The following is an 18,080-nucleotide window of genomic DNA, read 5'->3' on the forward strand; positions in this document are numbered from 1 at the left end:
GCGCTGCCCCGGCAGGCCGCGCACGCGAGCCGGGGCGTGCGGGCGCGGTTTAGCCCGGCGCGTGCTTGCGGGTTTGCTTGACGGCAGGCGGGGGCGACGGCGGAGGAGCGATGTCGCTTTTCTCGACGACATAGCGCACGGGCAGCATGACGATTTGCTTGTCTGGCGCCATGTCTGGCGTGAAGGCGGGCAGCCGGCCGGCGCGCCGGATCATGGCCAAGGTCGCCTTGTCCACCGCGACGTTGCCTGAAGACCGGGCCAGCGTCACGCCTTCGACGGCGCCAGTGGGCAGGACGACGATGCGCACCTGGAGGTTCAGGTCCGCATTGGCCTCATGGATCTCGCGGGGGGCCACGATGTTGCGTTGCAGCTGCTGGCGGATGGCGGTATGCCATTCGGCCTGCGTATTCAGCGTGTTGGCGAGCAAGGGGACGGGCAGACCCAAGACGAACGCGGCAATGAGGAAGGCGCGGTACCGCCAATGCATGGGGAAATCTCCTGGGCTGGGGCCGTCGGCCTATCTGCCGGACGAATCCCGGCAGCATAACCGACGCCATCCGTGCGTTACGCCGTGCCCGCCGCCAGGTCGTCGAACAGCCGGTCGCCGCCCATCTGGCCGCCTTTAAGCATCAGTTCGACCCCGTCGATGACCGGGTCGTCGCTGCGGGCGACGCTGACGGTGACGCCCGGCGCCAGCACGCTGTGGAATGCCAGCCCCCACAACCCCAGCGCCAGCGTGGCCTGGCTGGAGGTGTCGCCGCCCGCGATGCCGATGCGCGACAGCCGCTTGCCCGCTTGCGCGCTGGCTGCCACGATCGCTGCCGCGAGCCGTGCGGTGCCGCTTGCCGTGGCCGCGGCCTGTTGGGCGGTGACGGCTTGCGCGGGCCGGTCCGTGTGGACCAGCACATTGCGCCCGTCGGCCAGCGACGAGGCTGCCAGCCGGACCTGCCGCGCGGCGTAGTCGGGGTCGTCCAGCAGCCGCTGCACATGCAATGGCTGGCGTGTGTACTGTTGGCAGGCGGCAATTTGCCGCGCCGTGACCGGCGACAGGCTGCCCGCCACGATCAGGACGGGGCCGGCCGCGGGTGGCAAGGCGGCGCCAGGGGCGTTCGCGCGGCCGGGTGCGTGGGCGCGGGCCAGCGCTTGCTGCACGCTGCTGGGGCCGACCGCCAGCAGCGGCACGCATGCCGCCGCGCGCCAGATCAACCGCCCGATGACGGGCAATTGCTCGTCGTCGGTCACGTCGAAAAGGACGGGGCCGTCGGACGTTTCGATCACGCTATCGATCCAGTCCTCCACGCCGGGGGCGTCGGCGGCCTGCCGCAGGCGGGGATAGGCGATGTGCGGCAGCGAGCGGATATCGGCCAGGCCCTGGGCCGCCAGATGCAGGCGCAGATCGGCCTCGTGCATGGGCGTGACGGGATGCTGGCTCATGACCGGATGACGGTCGATGCGATGGATCTCGGGCGCGCTGCCTGCGCGGGCGAACAATTGGGCGAAGCTGCAATAGCGCCCGATTCCCGGCTGTCCGCCCAGAATGGGTACCAGCGGGTTCGGCATGTGGCGGCGCAGTTCGCGGATAGCCACGCCGATGCTGCCGACGTGCGGCGCGCTATCGAAGGTGGAACAGCATTTGTAGTGCAGCACGCGCGCGCCGGTGCCCGCCATGAAGCGGCCGACGGCGCGCAATTCGATTTCCATCTGGTCCGGCGCCATGGCGCGCGCGGCGCCAGCGATGCCCAAGGCGTCCAGCGGACCGGCGCGGCGCAGTTGTTCGGGCGTGGGCACGCCCAGAAACAGCAGGCTGCGCAGGCCGGCGCGGGCCACCTCGGCCAGCGTGTCGGTGGCGCCCGTGAAATCATCGCCATACCAGCACACGCGCGGCGCGGACGTGCCGCCTTCGACGCCAGTCATGCGCGGTTTCCGAAGAAGGCCAGGGCGCGTTGCAGTTCCGGCGCATGCCGCGCGAAGTCTTCCAGCGACTGCCCTTCGCGCACCGCCTGCCAAGCCTGGCGGATGCTTTGCACGCCGGCGGCGGGGCCGTCCGGATGGGCCAGGATGCCGCCGCCCGACATGAACATCAGGTCGTCGGTGCGTACCGCCGACCACGTGGCGGGCACGGTGCCGGCCCATTGGCCGGACGAGAATGCCGGCATGACGGGGTCGTCGATGCCCAGCGTTAGCGAGGCCAGGCAGTCGCGCGCCGAGTCGACGACTTCCCGGTCGTCCTGCGCGAACTTGCCCTGCAATCCGTGCACGTGCATGTGGTCGACGCCCGCCAGCCGCCATAGCGTCTGGTAAGCCTGGAAACCCATGCCCAGGAGCGGCGCGCGGGACAGGGCGCCATAGCCGTTGCGGTGGCCGTGCAGGGCCAGCGGCGTGCTGCGGCGCAGGGTCTGGATCGCCGAGAAGCCGCACCAGTTCAGGCTGGCCATGACGCAGGTGCCTTCTTCGCGTTCGATCAGGTCGGCGTGGCGGCGCATGGCGTCGGTTTCGTCGCTGATGTTGAAGGCCACCATGACTTGCCGGCCGGTCCGTTCACGATGCGCCCGCACCACCGCCATGACGGCGGCGACGCGCTGCGCCAGCGGGGCGTGCGTGGGGTTGGCGCAGACTTCGTCGTCCTTGATGAAGTCCACGCCCGCCGCGCACAGTTGCGCGACCAGATGCGCCGTCTGTTCGGGCGACAGCCCGACATTGGGCTTGATGATCGTTCCCACCAGCGGCCCGGCGGTTACGCCCGTCAGCTGCCGCGTGCCGGCGATGCCGACCTGCGGCATATCGAATTGGGCACGGTAGTTGGCAGGAAGCTCCATGCTTTCCAGGCGCAGCCCGGTGACTTCGCCCAGATCGTACAGATTGCCGCCGACCGTGGCCGCCAGCGTGGCCAGGTTGGCGCCGACATTCGCGACGGGAAAGGCGATGCGGACGCGGGCGCGCTGGTACTGCCCCGGCATGCCGCCCGGCTGGCGCGCCAGCCAGGCGTTTGGCAGGCTGGGCGTGGCCACGGTGTCCAAAAGTTCGACGGATTCGATCCGCGCGCGGGCCCGGGCGCGCAGCTCGTCGGTTTCGCCCTGCACGCGGGTGAACGTGCCGCAGGACTGCTCGCCCGCCATCACCTCGGCGACCCGGGTGGGATCCATTGGCGTTTCGATCAGATAGGTGGCGCTAAACGATTGGGAATTCATGGTGGCGGGCGGCAAACAGTGTCGGGGCAGGGGGCGTTCAGAGGCGGCTCAGATCGGGGAACGGACGGACGGGGTCCTTGCCGTCCCAATCCGTGGCGCTGTTGCGGATCAGATCGAACAGGCGGCCCTTGGGGCCGGCCACTTCGGACAGCTCGATCACGGTGCCGGGGTGGTATTCGGTGTCGAAATAGATGAAGCGGCCTTTTTCGCCGACCTCGCCGCTCATCTTGGGCTTGAAGCCCTGGGCCAGCAGGCGTTCCAGATCGGCGTCGTAGCTTTCCGTCCAGTAGGCCACGTGCTGCAGGCCGGTGCGGCCGGCTTGCAGGAAATCGCGGTACATGGAGGGCACGTCGTTGCGCGTCTGAATCAGTTCAACCTGCACGAAGCCCGAGTTGGCCAACGCCACCGAGTTGTGCGGCTCGTGGCTGACGCCGTCGTACTGGTAATTCACGATCGGCACGCGCGGGTTGTAGTACCAGGGGCCCACGCCAAGCGTGGTGCTCCAGTAGTCCATGGCGGCTTCGATGTCGTGGACCACATAACCGAGTTGGCGGATTTCGCCCAGGAAACGACTCATGATGGATCTTTATGAAAAGGTGGCGGAAGAGGCGAAGCGCGTGCGGCAGGCGGCGGACGCCTGCCGCGTCGCGTCATAGGAAACCGATCGAGAACCAGGGGAAGGCGGCGACGACGATCAGCCCGACCAGCAGCGCGGCGATGTAGCCCCAGATCGGGCCGATGCCCTCGTTGGGATCGACGCGGCTGATGGCGCAGGCGCCGTAGTAGCCCACGCCGAAAGGCGGCGCGAACAGACCGATGCCCATGGCAAAGATCACGACCATCGCGTAATGGACTTCATGCACGCCGGCCTGCACCGCGATCGGGAACAGCAGCGGCCCGAACAGCACGATGGCGGGGATGCCTTCCAACACGCTGCCCAGGATGATGAAGGCGACGATGGACACGGCCAGGAAACCGTAGCTGCCCCCGGGCATGCCGGCCATCAGGCGGGCCAGATCGCCCGAGAATCCCGACTGCGTCAACGCCCAGGCCATGGCGGTGGCGCAGCCCACGATCAGCATGATGGCGCCCGACAACGAGGCCGTTTCGATCAACATGGGCCGCAAGCGGGCCCAGTCGAAACGCCGGTAGACCAGGATGCCGACGACGGCGGAATACACGATGCCGATGGTCGATACCTCGGTGGCCGTGGCCACACCTTCCACCACCGCTGCGCGGATCACGAAGGGCAGGGCGACGGCGGGCAGGGCGATCACGAAGAAGCGGCCGATTTCCTTGGCGCTGAAGCGCTGCACCAGACTCAGGTCTTCCTTGCGGTAGCGCCACCACACCACCGAACACAATGCCAGGCCCAGCACCACCGCGGGCAGCAGGCCGCCCGTGAACAGCGCGGCGATGGATACACCGGTGACCGATCCAATCGTAATTAGCACGATGGACGGCGGAATGGTTTCGGTCTGGGCGCCGGTGGCCGACAGCAGCGCCACCAGGTCGCCCGGCTTGGCGCCGCGCTTCTGCATTTCAGGAAACAGCACGGGAGCAATGGCCGCCATGTCGGCGATCTTCGACCCCGAGATGCCCGACACCAGGTACATGGCGCCGATCAGCACATAAGACAGCCCGCCGCGCACATGGCCCAGCAGGCTGGCCAGGAACTGGATCATGGCGCGCGCCATGCCGGTCATTTCGATCAACGACCCCAGGAAGATGAACAGCGGCACCGCCAGCAGCATCAGGTGCGACATGCCTTCGTCCAGCCGGCCGACCATCACTTCCATTGGCGTGTTGGTGGTCAGCGCCAGATAGGAAAACGTCGCCAGCGCGAACGAAAACGCGATCGGCACGCCCGAGAACACGGTGGCGGCCACGATGCCGACGAAAAAGATCACCAGGTTGAGCTTGCCCAGCCCCTTGAACAAGGGCTGCGCCAGCCAGAACACGGCAACGATCACCGCCACGGCGGCCAGCGCCATCAGCACTTGCGGCAACGGCTGGGTACGCAGCAGCCGCAGCACCGCCACGACAGCCATCAGCCCCATGCCCACCGGAATGGCGGAGGCCCGCCAGGCGTTGCTGAGTTCCAGCGCGGGGGTGATGATGAAATGCTCTTCGTGCGCGTATTCAATCGCGGGCGCCAGGATCAGGATCAGGAAGGCCAGCGACGCGGCCAGCGCCACGGTTTCCAGCTGCGCGCGCCGCGTGGGGCTGACATTGTTGACCAGGGCCGTCATGCGCATGTGCTCGCCACGGCGCAGGGCCACGACGGCGCCCAGCATGGACAGCCACAGGAACAGGATGGAGGCGAGTTCGTCGGACCAGACCAGCGGGCTGTGGAACACGTAGCGCGAGACGACGCCGGCGAACAGCACCACGATCTCGATCAGCACAATGGCGGCGGCTGCGTGCTCGACCACGCAGCCCAGCGCGCCGTCCAGCGCGCTGGCGGCCCGGCGCAGGGGGGTGGCCGGCAGCACCGGAGCCGCGGCGTGGGGAGCGGACAAGGAAGACATGGCGCGACCTCAGGCCAGCTTGCCGACGCTTTGTTCCAGCAGCGACCAGGCTTCGTTGCCGAAACGGCCTTGCCATTCCTTGTAGAAGCCCGCGGTGCGCAGCTGTTCGCGGAAACTGTCGGCGGCCGGCTGATTGAACAGCAGCCCCTTGGCTTCCAGATCGGATTGCACCGAGGCGTTGAGCTTCTTGATGTCTTCGCGCTGCGCCAGGCCGGCTTCGTTGATGCCGCGGGCAACGACGGTCTTCAGGTCTTCCGGCAGGCCTTCCCACATGCGGCCGTTGGCGATGAACCAGTAGCCGTCCCAGATGTGGTTGGTCAGCGAGCAGTACTTCTGCACTTCGTACAGCTTGGCGACCTGGATGATGGGCAGCGGATTTTCCTGCGCGTCCACCACCTTGGTCTGCAACGACGAATACACCTCGCTGAACTGCAGGCTGGCGGGTGCTGCGCCCAGGCCCTTGAACATGGAGATCGGCAGCGAACTGACCGGCACGCGGATCTTCAAGCCGTTCATGTCGGACGCGGATGCGACGGGCGCTTTGCTGCTGGTGGTCTGACGGAAGCCGTTGTCCCACATCTTTTCAAACGCGTAGAGCTTGCGCTGCGCGATGGCGGCGCGCACGTGCGCACCCAGCGCGCCGTCCATGGCGCCCCAGACCTGGTTGTAGTCCTTGAACGCGAAGCCGACGGCGTTGATGGCGGCCACCGGCACCAGGGTGGCGATCACAAGCGCGGACGGCGTGAAGAAGTCGATGCCGCCCGAGCGCACTTGCGCCAGCATGTCGGTGTCGCCGCCCAGCTGGTTGTTCGGGAAGATCTTGATGTCGACGCGGCCGTTGCTTTCCTTCAGGATGCGTTCGGCGGCTTCCTGGGCGCGGATGTTCAGCGGGTGGGTAACGGGCAGGTTGTTGCCGTACTTGAGCGTGTAGTCGGCTGCGCGGGCAATCAGCGGGAATCCGCCGGCCAGGGCGGCCATGGCGGGAACGGCGCAAAGGCGGCGCAGGGCACTGCGGCGTGTCAGCAGCTTCATGGTTGTCTCCATAATCGTAGTTATGATGTTTTTTGATGTGCCACAAAAACGCCAAACCCATGCGGCAGTGTGGACAATAGTGAATAGGCAGTATCATCGTCAAACCTTATTCATGATGGTTTTTGATGTGAATAGAGCCCTGCCCGAACGTAAGCTTGCCCGCCTGGCCGATGTGGCCGCGCGCGCCGGTGTGTCCACCGCCACGGCCGACCGCGTGTTGAACCGCCGGCCCGGGGTGCGCGCCAACACCGCGCAAAAGGTCTTCAAGGCCGCCATCGAACTGGACTATCTGCCGGAACAGGAACTGGCCGCCGCAGCCCCGGCCGAGCCCATGCGGCTGGTGTTCCTGCTGCCGCGTGGCAGCAACCGCTACCTGCGCATGCTGGGCGATACGGTCAGCTATGCGCATGAGCACTTCGCGCCCTTGAACGCCAAGTGCCAGATCGAATATGTGGAAAGCTTCAACCCCGACGCGCTGGCGCAGGCGCTGGCCAAGCACGGCAAGCGCGCGGACGGCATTGCGTTCATGGCGCTTGAGCATCCCGTGGTGCGCGAGGCCGTCAATATGCTGGCGGAGCGGGGCGTGCCCACGGTGACGCTGATTTCCGATTTGGCCAACAGTGCGCGCACGGCCTATGTGGGGCTGGACAACCGCGCGGCGGGACGCACCGCCGGCTACCTGATCGCGCGCTTCATCGGGTCGCGCGCCGCGCATGTGGCCTTGATCGCCGGTTCGCGCCATTACCGCGCTCACGAAGAGCGCGAAAGCGGGTTCCTGCAGTTGTATGCCGAACAGTTCCAGGCCATGCAGGTGGTGGACTTGCGCGAAGGCTACGACGACGCGCAGCGCAACTACGAGCAGACGCGCCAGTTGCTGGAGCAATATCCCAATCTGGCGGGTATCTACAACATTGGCGGGGCGTCCGACGGCGTGGCGCGCGCGCTGAAAGAGGCGGGCCAGCAGCACCGTGTCGTGTTCATCGGCCACGGGCTGACGCCCGACACCCGGTCTTTGCTGATCGACGGCACGATGGACGCCGTCATCACGCAAAGCCCGATGGAAGCGCTGATGAGCTGCGTGCGCATCTTCTGCAATCTGCGCGACAAACGCAGCGCGATGAACGGGGTGGAATTGGCGCGCAGCCAGGTGATCTTCCGCGAGAACCTGCCGTAGTTCGCCATGCCTTGCCGTGAATGGGCGGCAGTCGCCTGCTGTCTCGGGGTCCCTGGCGCATCCGCTCGTTTCACCGCTTGCACTTTAACTGCCTAGGCAGTTAAACTTCGGGAATCGACCTCTAGCGCTGCGGCAAGGCCACTATGTGCCCCGTCAAACCTACTGTACTGGACCGCTTTCATACCGGTGAACTCGGCTTCATGGTGACGTCAGTGCGCAACAGCATCTATGACGCCCTGGAGCGCGAATTGGCGCCGTTCGAACTGACCACGCCGCAGTATGTGGTGCTGAATTGCCTGGCAAAGGGCTGGGGCCGCACCCTTAGCGACTTCTGCCGCGTGCTGGCCTACGACTCGGGCGCCATGACGCGGCTGCTGGACCGCATCGCGGCCAAGGGGTTCATCCGCCGGGTGGAAAACGAAGCCGACCGGCGCAGCTACCTGATTGAATTGACCGAACAGGGGCAGGCCGCGCTGCCCCAGGTGCTTAGCGCCATCGACGTCGCCATGCGGCGTTTGCTGAAGGGCTTTTCGGAAGATGACGCCGAGACGCTGCACAAGTTGTTGTCGCGCCTGCTTGTTAACGCCGCCGCGGACTGACGTTATTCAGTCCGCTTTTTTTTAGCTATTTATCTGCCTAGGCATATACAGCCTGGGCTTAAATTAACCGTACCGTTGCCCGTCGCCATGAGCCCCGTCCCAGCGCCAAGTCAATCCCCGATCCCCCCCGCGTTGCTGATGACGATCGGCGCGCTGACGTTCATCGATTTCCTGCAGAACGGCATGGTCACGTTCGCGGCGGCGCCCATCATGGGCGAGATCGGCGCCAGCCCCGAGGAATACACCACTGTCGCGGTCGCCTACGCCTGCGTGGCCGTGGTGCTGATCGCGCTGCAGGGCTGGTTGGTGCATCACCTGGGATTACGCCGGTATCTGCTGGCGTCGCTGGGCGCGGCGGCGGCGGGCGCGGTGGCGTGCGCGCTGTCGTTGAGCCAGGCGGGGTTCCTGTTTGGCCGCGTGCTGATGGCGACGGGCTGCGCGGCGATGCTGACGTCGTCGCGGTTGACGGTGAATCTGATTGCGCCGGGTCCGATGCGCTTTCAGGGCATCAAGGCGTTGGCAACCGGGCTGTGCACGGGCACAGCGCTGGCGCCGTGGTTGGCGTCGCTGGCCGTCGACCACGACGGCTGGCCGTTGATGTTCTGGCTGGTCGCCGTGCTGTCGGTGCTGGCGATGGTCCCGGTCGCCCGGTCGATGCCCGGGAAGGAAGGGCGCCCGACGGTGGCCGGGCAGGCCCGCATGGCGCCGATCGCTGCGCTGGGATTGGGCAGCTTCCTGCTGCTGCACGCGCTGCAGCGGTCCTATTACGATTTCTTCAGCGACCGTCATCTGCTGGTGCTGTCCGCGCTGGCCGGCATGGCCGCGCTGGGGTACTTCGTCTGGTCGGAAACGCGCAACGGCGCGCCGCTGCTGAAGCTGGGCGGCATGAAAGAGGCGCGGTTCGTAAGCGGGCTGGCGCTCTTCATGTTCTGCTATCTGATGCTGGGCGCCAACGGCTATCTGGTGCCGCTGATGCTGCAACGCGCGCTGGGCCACTCCTGGGCCAACACGGGCGTGTTCTTTGCCATGGGCCTGGGAGCCGGCGTGCTGACGTTCGCCGTGATGTCGCAACTGCTTGCCCGCTGGCCCTCGCCGCGCAAGTTCTTCGTGACGGGGTTCCTGGCGCTGGCGGCGTTCGGCGTCCTGATGTCGCGCCTGTCGCCCACGGCCGATGCCTGGACCGACGTGTTGCCCGCGCTGGCCTGCTATGGCGTGTTCATCATGATCATCATGCCCACCACGGCCATGAACACCTTCGCCGGCCTGGCCCACGATCCGGCGCTGTTCGCGCACGCCCAGCAGGTCAAGAACATGCTGGCGCAAATCGGACAGGCGTTGGGCATCATGGTGGCCACCGTGGGCCAGCAGTGGTTGACGTCTGAACACTACAACGTGCTGCAAGCCAGCATCGCCACGGGCAACGCCAACTTCGAAGCGGCCAAGGCGCAGCTAAGCAGTGTGTACGCCGCGGTGGCGGATCCGGTGCGGGCACAGCAGATGGCGGTGGCGCAGATCTCGCAAATGCTGGATCAGCAATCCGTGCTGCTGGCGAATCTGGACCATTTCCGCGCGCTGGCTGTCTTGGCCGCGGCCGGCGCGCTGGTCAGCTTGAGGCAACGGGTGTTTCGGTAGCGCGACGGGTTAATTTCCACCCAATTGCCCGATCACCTGGCGCGCGACATCCGACAACGACAAGCCGCCATCCATGGCGGCGCGTTGCAGGCGTTCGTGCGCGGCCTGTTCGGTCAAGCCGTACTGGCTGATCAGCAGCAGCTTGGCGCGGTCGATGCGCTTTTTTTCGTCCAACGCGCCGCGCACCGTGTTCAAGGCGTCGTCGGTTTGCTGCATGCGCAGCGTCTGTTCGCGCATCATGTCCAGGATCGACCGTTCCAATTCACTGCCCACGCCATCCGCGGGCGGCGTATCCACGATGCGGCTTTGCACGCTGTACAGCATGCTGGGCGCGCGGCCGCTGGCATGGTCGGCATAGCGGCTTAAAAGCAGGCGGCGGTCGTCCAGCTCTTGGCGGGTTTCGGCGATGCGGCGGGCGCATTGCTGCGCCAGCGCCTGGGCCAGCAGGCTTTCAACTTCCCGCATGGCGTCGATGCGCGCGGTGTACAGATCGAACCACAGCTCGGCCAGGGCGCCGTCCACGCGTTGCGCGCGGGAAGTGTGCTGCGCCATGTCGCGCATGCGCTGCACGGGCTGGCCCTGCTGCTGGATCTGGTCCCAGCATTGCAGCGCTGCGCCTTCCGCATATTGGGAATAGGTATCGAAGCTGCGCCGCTGGTTGGCCGCCAGGCCCAGCATGCGGGCCTTTTGCGCGTCGGTAAAGAAGCCGGCCGTGTATCCCATCACGCCACAGGCGCGTTCCTGGCCGCTCAGTTCCTTGCCTTGCATGAAATTCAGCAGCGCCACCAGGATGCGGGTGACGCCGGGATCCAGCGCGGAATCGGCCGCTTCGAAGACCACCGCCAGCAGGCTGCCGATCACCTGCGTGAAGCGCGAATCGGTCTCGTCGGCGGACACGGACTGGTCGCGGACCTGTCGGCGCAGCGCGGGCATCTCGTCCAGGCGGAACAGCGCAAAGGCGATGCAGTTGAGCAGGCGCGCGCGGCCTGCGCCGTGGCCGGAATCAGTGGCGTGGCTGTCCAGGAATTGGCGCGCGTCCGCCTCGACGCTGATGGCGTCCTGGCTCAGCCCGGCCAGCGCCGCTTGCAGGCGGTCTTGCGGGCTGCACAGCGTCAGGTTGGAGTAGCCCCGTTCTTTTTGCAGCGCATGCACCAACGCACTGACGCGGACCACCAATTCGCAAGTGCCCGACAAGGCCTCCAGGCCTTGAAGCTCACTGCGGCGGGCGGCGAGCAGGAAGCGCAAGGGCGGCGGCAGGCGGCGTTCGGTCATTGGGGGCTCGGGTTCAGGCGCGGCGGCGCAGGGCCGGTTCGGCGTGCACCGGCAACCGCAGGTCGCTGGCGCCGAACATCTGGCAGGCGGCGACCTGGCCGATGACCAGCACGGCCGGGCTGCGCAAGCCGAAGGCGTCGGCATCGCGCGTCATGGCGGCAAGCGTTGACCGGCATTCACGCTGATCGGCCAGGGATGCGCGCTCGATCATTGCGACGGGGGTGTCGGCGGCCATGCCGGCCGCCAGCAATTGGCTGCTCATGTCGTGCAGTTTCGCCACCCCCATATACACCACCAGCGTCGTGCCGCTGCGCGCAAGGCCCGTCCAATCGGGCACCGTGCCGTCCTGGGAATGGGCGGTGATCAGTGTAACGCCCTGGGCCATGCCGCGTTGCGTCAAGGGAATGCCGCAGGCGGTGGCGGCGGCCAGCCCTGCGGTGATGCCGTTCACGACTTCACAGGCCACGCCGTGGTCGCTGAGCCATTGGGCCTCTTCGCCCGCGCGGCCGAAGATGCACGGGTCGCCGCCTTTCAGGCGCGCCACCCGCAACCCTTGGCGTATGTAACGCAACATCAGCCGCTGGATGAACGCCTGCGGCGTGGAACGGCAGCCGCCGCGCTTGCCGACATGAACAAGACGGGCCTGCGCGCAATAGTCCAAGATCTGCGGATTGACCAGGTCGTCGATCAGGACGACATCAGCCTGGCGTAGCGCCTTGACGGCTTTGAGCGTCAGCAGTTCCGGGTCGCCGGGGCCGGCGCCGATCAGCCAGACGGTGGGGTTCATAAGCAGAGTCTCCAGCTTCAATGGGTGACGGACAGGATCAGAATGACGATGAACTGGACCAGGCACAGGCCTTTCCAGAACGCGAGCGGATTCCGTTCCAGCAGGGGCAGCCGTTCGCCGCGGCGCGCGGCGTCGGGCGGATGGCGCAGGGCATGGGTGAACTCGGACAGCTCTGCCGTGCGCGCCGCCGGGTCGGGGTGCAGGGCGCGGCTTAGCACGCCGTCGATCCAGGCCGGCAGCTCGCGATCGGCATCCAGCACCGATACATAATTCAGCCGCAGTTGCGCGGCGCGGCTGCGCGCCCGTGCGACCTCGGCGCCATAGGGCAGGCGGCCCGACAGCATCTGGTACAGCACCGCAGCCAGCGAATACAGGTCCGAGCGCATGGTGCCGGCTTCGCCCAGAAACGTTTCGGGCGCGGCATATTGCGCCGTGCCCAGCATGGGCGGCGCGTCGTCTTCCTGCGCCGCGCGGTCCAGCAGGCCGGCCGTTTGGGCGGAACCCAGGTCGATGATCTTCGCCTGGCCGTCTTCGGTGATCAGGATGTTGTCGGGGCGCAGGTCCTGGTGCACGATTTCCAGCCGGTGGAAAGCCTGCAGGCCGCGCGCGACCTGTTCGATGATCGTGACGGCCTCATCCAGCGTGGGCCGGGGATGCTCGGCCATCCAGCGCGTCAGGGTGCGGCCCGGGATGTGTTCGCTGACCGTGTACAGATAATGGCGGGGGCGCGGCATCGGCCAGGCACGCACGACATGGCGGCTGTCGATGCGGCGGGCAATCCATTCCTCGGTCAACAGCCGTTCCAGGTAGGCGGGGTCGTGCCGCATGTCCAGCGACGGAATCTTCAGCACGACGGGGTCGCCGCTGGCGATGTCGTGGGCCAGATACACGTGGCTGCGGTGGCTGGCGCGCAGTTCCTCCACGACGCGAAACCCTTCGAATGCCATGCCGGCGGTCAACAGCGGCGGGCAGGGCAGGTTGCGGCTGTAGCGGGCGATTTCGTCGGCGCGGCGCGGGGGGAGCGCGTCGACCCGCACGATCTGCACGGTCAGGTTGTCGTCGCTGCCGCGTTCATACGCCAACCGGACGAGGCCGCGCGCCGCCTCGTCCAAGGCGTCCGGATGTGCGTCCAGGGCCTGGGCGACGTCGGCCGCGCCCAGGTGTTCATACGCGCCGTCGGTGGCCAGCAGGAACACGTCGCCCTGTTCGACCGGCTGCGTGTGGTAGTCCACCTCTAGATGCGGCGCCAGGCCCAGGGCGCGCCCCAGGTAGCTCTTGTCTTGCGATATCCAGACGCGGTGATCGTCGGTCAGCTGTTCCATCTTGCCGCCGCGCAGCCGATAGATGCGCGCGTCGCCGATGTGCAGGATGTGGGCGGTCGTGGCTTTCAGCACCATCACGGTCATGGTGCAGACATAGCCCCGGTCGGCGTCACGGGCTTGGGCGGGATGTTGCCGCTGGCGCGTCTGGGCGTGCAGCCAGCCGTTGGCCGCGCTTAGCACCTTGTGCGCGGACTTCTTCACCGACCACGTTTCGGGCGTGCAGTAATAGTCTTCCAGGAAACTGGCCACCGCGGTTTCGCTGGCGATGTGGCTGACGTTACTGCTGCTGATGCCGTCGGCCAGCGCGATGGCGATGCCCTTGGCGCCCAGCAGCGGTTCGGCGGGCACGCACAGGCCGTGGAAGTCCTGGTTGACCGGCTTGCGGCCCGGCTCGGTGTGCTGGCCCACCGCCACCTGCAACGAGGCGGCGGGGGGATGGCGTTCCGTCAAGGTCGGCATCCGCGTGCGGGATCAGTTGAAGCGGCGCTTGGGCGCGGTCTTCATGTGGGTGGTGTAGAGCGTCAGGCCGGTCAGCGAGAGGCCGCCGATCAGGTTGCCCAGCACGACGGGGATTTCGTTCCAGATCATGTAATCCATGATCGAGAAGTTGCCGCCCATGATCAGCGCCGATGGGAACAGGAACATGTTGACGATGGAATGCTCGAACCCCATCGCAAAGAACAGCATCACGGGCATCCACATGGCGATGACCTTGCCGCTGACCGAGGTTGAAATCATGGCGCCCACGACGCCCAGCGACACCATCCAATTGCACAGCACGCCGCGGATGAAGATCGTCAGCATGCCGCCGGCGCCGTACTCCTTGTAGCCCAGCGTGCGGTTCTCGCCGATGTGCGAGATCACTTGCCCGACCTTGTTGGGCGGCACCGAAAAGCCGTAGGTGAAAACGATCGCCATCAGCAGGGCGACCGTCAGCGCGCCCAGGAAATTGCCGACGAAGACGACGCCCCAGTGCTTCAGGATGGCCTTGACGGTGACGCCGGGCCGTTTGTCGAAGAGCGCCAGCGGCGTCAGCACGAAGACGCCCGTCAGCAGGTCGAAGCCCATCAGGTACAGGATGCAGAAGCCCACCGGAAAGAGCGCGGCGCCCAAAATGGGCGAGTCGGTCTGCACGGTGACGGTAACGGCGAACACGGCGGCGATCGCCAGGATGGCGCCGGCCATGAAAGCGCGGATGAGGACGTCGCGGGTCGCCATGTAGATTTTCGACTCGCCGGCGTCGACCATTTTGGTGACGAATTCGGAAGGTACCAGGTAGGACATGTTGTTTCCTATTGCGTTGCTATCGTGAAGTCAGTGTCGGGGGGGCGGCGGTCAGGCGATTTCCACGGCGTCGCCGTTCAAGCGCGCCTGCCAGGTGCGCAGCCGCTGTTCCGGGTACTGCACGCAACTGCCGTCGGCCAGCCGGAAGTGCTGCTTGTAAAGGGGAGAGGCCACGACCAGCTCACCGCCCAGATGGCCGATCAGGCCGCGGCCGATGACGTTCGCGCCCGATTTCGGGTCGCGGTTTTCAATCGCGTAAAGATCCGGACCGTCCGCGCCGGGCAGGTAGAACAGGGCGATCTGTTCGCCGTCCACAAGCACGACGACACCAGACTGGGCCACCAGGTCCTGCCGCGTGCAGACGGGCCGCCACGTGGGGGTAGGGTGGGGGGCGTTCATCAGGCGATCTCCTCTGCGATGGGAATGACACGGGACGGCCCGCGCGCGGGGGCGGGCCGGGGCTGGCCGCGTTCCTGCACGAATTGAATGTCGGGGTCGCCGCCGCGCTCGTTCACGAAGGTGCGGAAGCGCTTGAGCTTTTCCGGGTCGTTCAAGGCGTTTGCCCACTCGCATTCGTAGCGGTCGACCACCAGCTGCATCTGCGCATCCAGTTCGGCGCACAGGCCCAGGCTGTCGTTCAGCACCACGTCCTTCAGGTAGTCCAGGCCGCCTTCCAGGGACTCACGCCAGACCGAGGTGCGCTGCAGCTTGTCGGCGGTGCGGATGTAGAACATCAGCACGCGGTCAATGGTGCGGATCAGCGTGGCGTCGTCCAGGTCGGTGGCGAACAGTTCGGCGTGGCGTGGCCGCATGCCGCCGTTGCCGCACACATACAGGTTCCAACCGTTCTCGGTGGCGATGACGCCGATGTCCTTGCTTTGCGCCTCGGCGCATTCCCGCGTGCACCCCGACACCGCGAACTTCAGCTTGTGTGGCGAACGCAGGCCTTTGTAGCGGTGCTCGATGTCCAGCGCCATCTGCACGCTGTCCTGCACGCCATAGCGGCACCAGGTGCTGCCCACGCAGGACTTCACGGTGCGGGTCGACTTGCCGTAGGCGTGCCCGGTTTCGAAGCCGGCGGCGATCAGTTCGGCCCAGATGTCGGGCAGTTCATGCAACTGTGCGCCGAACAGGTCGATGCGCTGGCCGCCCGTGATCTTGGTGTAAAGGTTGTACTTCTTGGCCACCGCGCCAATGGCGATCAGGCCATCCGGCGTGATCTCGCCGGCGGGAATGCGCGGCACCACGGAATAGGTGCCGTTCTTTTGCATGTTGGCCATGAAGGTGTCGTTGGTGTCTTGCAGCGGCACCAGGTGCGGGTCCTGGATAGGACGGTTCCAGCACGACGCCAGGATGGAGCCCACCGCGGGCTTGCAGATATCGCAGCCCACATGGCCCTTGCCATGGCTGGCCAGCAAGGCTTCGAAGGTTTCGATGCCGCCCACGCGCACGATCGCGTACAGCTCCTGGCGGGTGTAGGCGAAGTGTTCGCACAGGCTTTTGTCCACGGCGACGCCGCGGCTCGCCAGTTCGTGTTCCACCACTTGCTTGAGCAGGCTGGCGCAGCCGCCGCAGCCGGAGGCCGCTTTGGTGCAGCGTTTGACGCCGGCCAGGTCGGTGCATCCGCCGTCGATGGCCGCGCTGACCGCGCCTTTGCTGACGTTGTGACAGGAGCAAATGGTGGCGGTAGCCGGCAGCGCGTCCACGCCCAATGCGGGCGCGGCTTTGCCCAGCGGCAGGATCAGGCTGGCGGGATCAGCCGGCGGCGCGATGCCGTTCTGCACGTACTGCAGCAGGGTGTCGTAATAGCGGTTGTCGCCCACCAGCACCGCGCCCAGCACGCGCTTGCCGTCGGCGGACACCACCAGCCTGCGGTAGCTGGACCCGGCCTCGTCGATGTACCGGTAGCTGCGCGCGCCAGGGGTGGTGCCGTGGGCATCGCCGATGGACCCCACGTCCACCCCCAGCAGCTTCAGCTTGGTGGACATGTCGGCGCCGGTGAACGGCTGTTCGTCCGCCTCGCACAAGTCGGCCGCCACGATGCGCGCCATTTGGTAACCCGGGGCCACCAGGCCGAACACGGTGCCGTTCCAGGCTGCGCATTCGCCGATGGCGTAGATGTGGTCGTCGCTGCTGCGGCAGCGATCATCGATCACCACGCCGCCGCGTTCCGCCAGCGCCAGGCCGGCCTTGCGCGCCAGCGTCACGTGCGGGCGGATGCCGGCCGAGAACACGATCAGGTCGGTCTCCAGCGGCTCGCCTTCGGCGAAGCGCATGCGGTAGCGGTAGTGCGTGCCCGGCTTGATGTCCTGCGTGGCGCGCGACAGATGCACGCCCACGCCCAGCGCTTCGATGCGGGCGCGCAGCGCGGCGCCGCCGGCGTCGTCCAGTTGCACCGGCATCAAGCGCGGCGCGAATTCCACCACATGGGCTTCCAGGTTCAGTGATTTCAGCGCATTGGCGGCTTCCAGCCCCAGCAGCCCACCGCCCACCACGACGCCGCGTCGCGCGCCGGTGGCCGCGGCCCGGATCAGGTCCAGGTCGTCGATCGTGCGATACACCAACCGTGACGCGCCTTCGGCGCCCGCGATCGGCGGAACGAAGGGATATGAGCCGGTGGCCAGCACCAGCTTGTCATACCGGACGCGGCCGTTGGCCGTCACGATTTCCTGGGCCTGGCGGTCAATCTCCAGCACGGGTTCGCCCAGATGCAGCGCCAGGCCTTCCTGCGCATAGAACGCGGCATCGCTCATCGCCATCGATTCGGCGTCGCGTCCGTTCAAGTACTCGGACAGATGCACGCGGTCGTAGGCGCGGCGGGACTCTTCGCCGTAGACGTGGATGCGATAGCGGGCAAGCGCGCCGCGCGCAATCAGCTGTTCGACGCAATGGTGTCCCACCATGCCGTTGCCGATCACGACCAGCGTCTGCAAAGAATCGGGAGTGGCCGCTGCTTTCATGGAGTTCCCCAGGCTTGGATAAGTGATTCAAAAAGGCAAAAGGCGCCCTGGACCTTTCGGTCGGGCGCCTTTGCCGGGACTGCTCAAGTTGTGGTGCTTGCCTTGCGGCCTGCAAGGACACTTAAGCAAAGTCCGTGCCAGGGGAGGGCGTCGCGCTCCGCGAGGAGGGCGACACAGCGGTTTTCATAGGGAAAGGGGCGGAAAAGGGCGCGTGCGCAGGGTCAGCGCAGCCGCGGCAGCGTGTGCCGCGCTTGCTTCACATCGGTGCAGGCGATTGTGCGCGGCGCACCGGATTGGCG

Annotated in this window: 15 protein-coding genes; 3 read left to right on the forward strand and 12 right to left on the reverse strand. The window is 66.6% G+C overall.

What is annotated here, in order from left to right; translation table 11 throughout:
- Positions 1 to 49 precede the first annotated feature (49 nt).
- From ACI0FO_RS26015 to ACI0FO_RS26040, 6 genes are all read right to left on the reverse strand, one after another.
- Entirely contained in the window at positions 50 to 487 is a 438-nt protein-coding gene (locus ACI0FO_RS26015; RefSeq protein WP_416031515.1) for an energy transducer TonB family protein, read from the reverse strand.
- A gap of 77 nt (positions 488 to 564) precedes the next feature.
- Positions 565 to 1,914 (reverse strand): four-carbon acid sugar kinase family protein, encoded by a 1,350-nt coding sequence (locus ACI0FO_RS26020; protein WP_416031517.1) that lies wholly within the window; start codon positions 1,912 to 1,914, stop codon positions 565 to 567.
- Entirely contained in the window at positions 1,911 to 3,188 is a 1,278-nt protein-coding gene (locus ACI0FO_RS26025) for a ribulose-bisphosphate carboxylase large subunit family protein (protein WP_416031519.1), read from the reverse strand. Before ACI0FO_RS26025 ends, ACI0FO_RS26020 begins: the two co-directional genes overlap by 4 nt.
- 37 nt (positions 3,189 to 3,225) lie before the next feature.
- Positions 3,226 to 3,765 carry a VOC family protein gene (locus ACI0FO_RS26030; RefSeq protein WP_088591170.1) on the reverse strand — a complete coding sequence of 180 codons (540 nt, stop codon included), beginning with the start codon at positions 3,763 to 3,765 and terminating at the stop codon, positions 3,226 to 3,228.
- A gap of 73 nt (positions 3,766 to 3,838) precedes the next feature.
- Positions 3,839 to 5,719 (reverse strand): TRAP transporter large permease subunit, encoded by a 1,881-nt coding sequence (locus ACI0FO_RS26035; RefSeq protein ID WP_416031521.1) that lies wholly within the window; start codon positions 5,717 to 5,719, stop codon positions 3,839 to 3,841.
- 9 nt (positions 5,720 to 5,728) lie between these two features.
- On the reverse strand, positions 5,729 to 6,751 hold the full coding sequence (locus ACI0FO_RS26040; RefSeq protein ID WP_105557727.1) for a TRAP transporter substrate-binding protein: 1,023 nt from the start codon (positions 6,749 to 6,751) through the stop codon (positions 5,729 to 5,731).
- 112 nt (positions 6,752 to 6,863) lie between these two features.
- On the opposite strand from ACI0FO_RS26040, the gene ACI0FO_RS26045 reads away from it, so the two are divergent.
- The 3 genes from ACI0FO_RS26045 to ACI0FO_RS26055 all read left to right on the forward strand — a co-directional run bounded on the left by ACI0FO_RS26045 (position 6,864) and on the right by ACI0FO_RS26055 (position 10,156).
- On the forward strand, positions 6,864 to 7,925 hold the full coding sequence (locus tag ACI0FO_RS26045) for a LacI family DNA-binding transcriptional regulator (RefSeq protein WP_416031523.1): 1,062 nt from the start codon (positions 6,864 to 6,866) through the stop codon (positions 7,923 to 7,925).
- Between the two features lie 143 nt (positions 7,926 to 8,068).
- On the forward strand, positions 8,069 to 8,524 hold the full coding sequence (locus tag ACI0FO_RS26050) for a MarR family winged helix-turn-helix transcriptional regulator (protein ID WP_416031525.1): 456 nt from the start codon (positions 8,069 to 8,071) through the stop codon (positions 8,522 to 8,524).
- A 138-nt stretch (positions 8,525 to 8,662) separates the two neighbouring features.
- Entirely contained in the window at positions 8,663 to 10,156 is a 1,494-nt protein-coding gene (locus ACI0FO_RS26055) for an MFS transporter (protein WP_416031527.1), read from the forward strand.
- Positions 10,157 to 10,165: 9 nt separating this feature from the next.
- On the opposite strand, the gene ACI0FO_RS26060 is transcribed toward ACI0FO_RS26055, so the two are convergent.
- From ACI0FO_RS26060 to nirB, 6 genes are read right to left on the reverse strand one after another with little or no spacing between them, the layout of a single operon-like run.
- A complete protein-coding gene (locus ACI0FO_RS26060; protein WP_416031529.1) occupies positions 10,166 to 11,428 on the reverse strand; it encodes a nitrate- and nitrite sensing domain-containing protein in 1,263 nt (420 codons plus the stop codon).
- 13 nt (positions 11,429 to 11,441) lie between these two features.
- On the reverse strand, positions 11,442 to 12,215 hold the full coding sequence (gene cobA / locus ACI0FO_RS26065; protein ID WP_416031531.1) for a uroporphyrinogen-III C-methyltransferase: 774 nt from the start codon (positions 12,213 to 12,215) through the stop codon (positions 11,442 to 11,444).
- 17 nt (positions 12,216 to 12,232) lie between these two features.
- Positions 12,233 to 13,996, reverse strand: coding sequence for a protein kinase domain-containing protein (locus ACI0FO_RS26070; protein WP_416031533.1), 1,764 nt, complete (start codon positions 13,994 to 13,996; stop codon positions 12,233 to 12,235).
- Between the two features lie 12 nt (positions 13,997 to 14,008).
- On the reverse strand, positions 14,009 to 14,821 hold the full coding sequence (locus tag ACI0FO_RS26075) for a formate/nitrite transporter family protein (protein WP_416031535.1): 813 nt from the start codon (positions 14,819 to 14,821) through the stop codon (positions 14,009 to 14,011).
- Between the two features lie 51 nt (positions 14,822 to 14,872).
- Positions 14,873 to 15,220: a nitrite reductase small subunit NirD gene (gene nirD, locus ACI0FO_RS26080; RefSeq protein ID WP_416031537.1), complete on the reverse strand. Its 348-nt coding sequence runs from the start codon at positions 15,218 to 15,220 to the stop codon at positions 14,873 to 14,875.
- Positions 15,220 to 17,781: a nitrite reductase large subunit NirB gene (gene nirB, locus ACI0FO_RS26085; RefSeq protein ID WP_416031539.1), complete on the reverse strand. Its 2,562-nt coding sequence runs from the start codon at positions 17,779 to 17,781 to the stop codon at positions 15,220 to 15,222. Before nirB ends, nirD begins: the two co-directional genes overlap by 1 nt.
- Positions 17,782 to 18,080: the final 299 nt, after the last annotated feature.

The sequence above is a fragment of the Achromobacter marplatensis genome (assembly GCF_049060505.1).
GTDB lineage: Bacteria > Pseudomonadota > Gammaproteobacteria > Burkholderiales > Burkholderiaceae_B > Achromobacter > Achromobacter marplatensis_A.

What these genes read in the sequence shown, in the direction of transcription:
- ACI0FO_RS26015 (WP_416031515.1), bottom strand. Translation starts at nt 487, where the DNA reads ATGCATTGGCGGTACCGCGCCTTCCTCATTGCCGCGTTCGTCTTGGGT.
- ACI0FO_RS26020 (WP_416031517.1), bottom strand. Translation starts at nt 1,914, where the DNA reads ATGACTGGCGTCGAAGGCGGCACGTCCGCGCCGCGCGTGTGCTGGTAT.
- ACI0FO_RS26025 (WP_416031519.1), bottom strand. Translation starts at nt 3,188, where the DNA reads ATGAATTCCCAATCGTTTAGCGCCACCTATCTGATCGAAACGCCAATG.
- ACI0FO_RS26030 (WP_088591170.1), bottom strand. Translation starts at nt 3,765, where the DNA reads ATGAGTCGTTTCCTGGGCGAAATCCGCCAACTCGGTTATGTGGTCCAC.
- ACI0FO_RS26035 (WP_416031521.1), bottom strand. Translation starts at nt 5,719, where the DNA reads ATGTCTTCCTTGTCCGCTCCCCACGCCGCGGCTCCGGTGCTGCCGGCC.
- ACI0FO_RS26040 (WP_105557727.1), bottom strand. Translation starts at nt 6,751, where the DNA reads ATGAAGCTGCTGACACGCCGCAGTGCCCTGCGCCGCCTTTGCGCCGTT.
- ACI0FO_RS26045 (WP_416031523.1), top strand. Translation starts at nt 6,864, where the DNA reads ATGATGGTTTTTGATGTGAATAGAGCCCTGCCCGAACGTAAGCTTGCC.
- ACI0FO_RS26050 (WP_416031525.1), top strand. Translation starts at nt 8,069, where the DNA reads ATGTGCCCCGTCAAACCTACTGTACTGGACCGCTTTCATACCGGTGAA.
- ACI0FO_RS26055 (WP_416031527.1), top strand. Translation starts at nt 8,663, where the DNA reads ATGACGATCGGCGCGCTGACGTTCATCGATTTCCTGCAGAACGGCATG.
- ACI0FO_RS26060 (WP_416031529.1), bottom strand. Translation starts at nt 11,428, where the DNA reads ATGACCGAACGCCGCCTGCCGCCGCCCTTGCGCTTCCTGCTCGCCGCC.
- cobA (WP_416031531.1), bottom strand. Translation starts at nt 12,215, where the DNA reads ATGAACCCCACCGTCTGGCTGATCGGCGCCGGCCCCGGCGACCCGGAA.
- ACI0FO_RS26070 (WP_416031533.1), bottom strand. Translation starts at nt 13,996, where the DNA reads ATGCCGACCTTGACGGAACGCCATCCCCCCGCCGCCTCGTTGCAGGTG.
- ACI0FO_RS26075 (WP_416031535.1), bottom strand. Translation starts at nt 14,821, where the DNA reads ATGTCCTACCTGGTACCTTCCGAATTCGTCACCAAAATGGTCGACGCC.
- nirD (WP_416031537.1), bottom strand. Translation starts at nt 15,220, where the DNA reads ATGAACGCCCCCCACCCTACCCCCACGTGGCGGCCCGTCTGCACGCGG.
- nirB (WP_416031539.1), bottom strand. Translation starts at nt 17,781, where the DNA reads ATGAAAGCAGCGGCCACTCCCGATTCTTTGCAGACGCTGGTCGTGATC.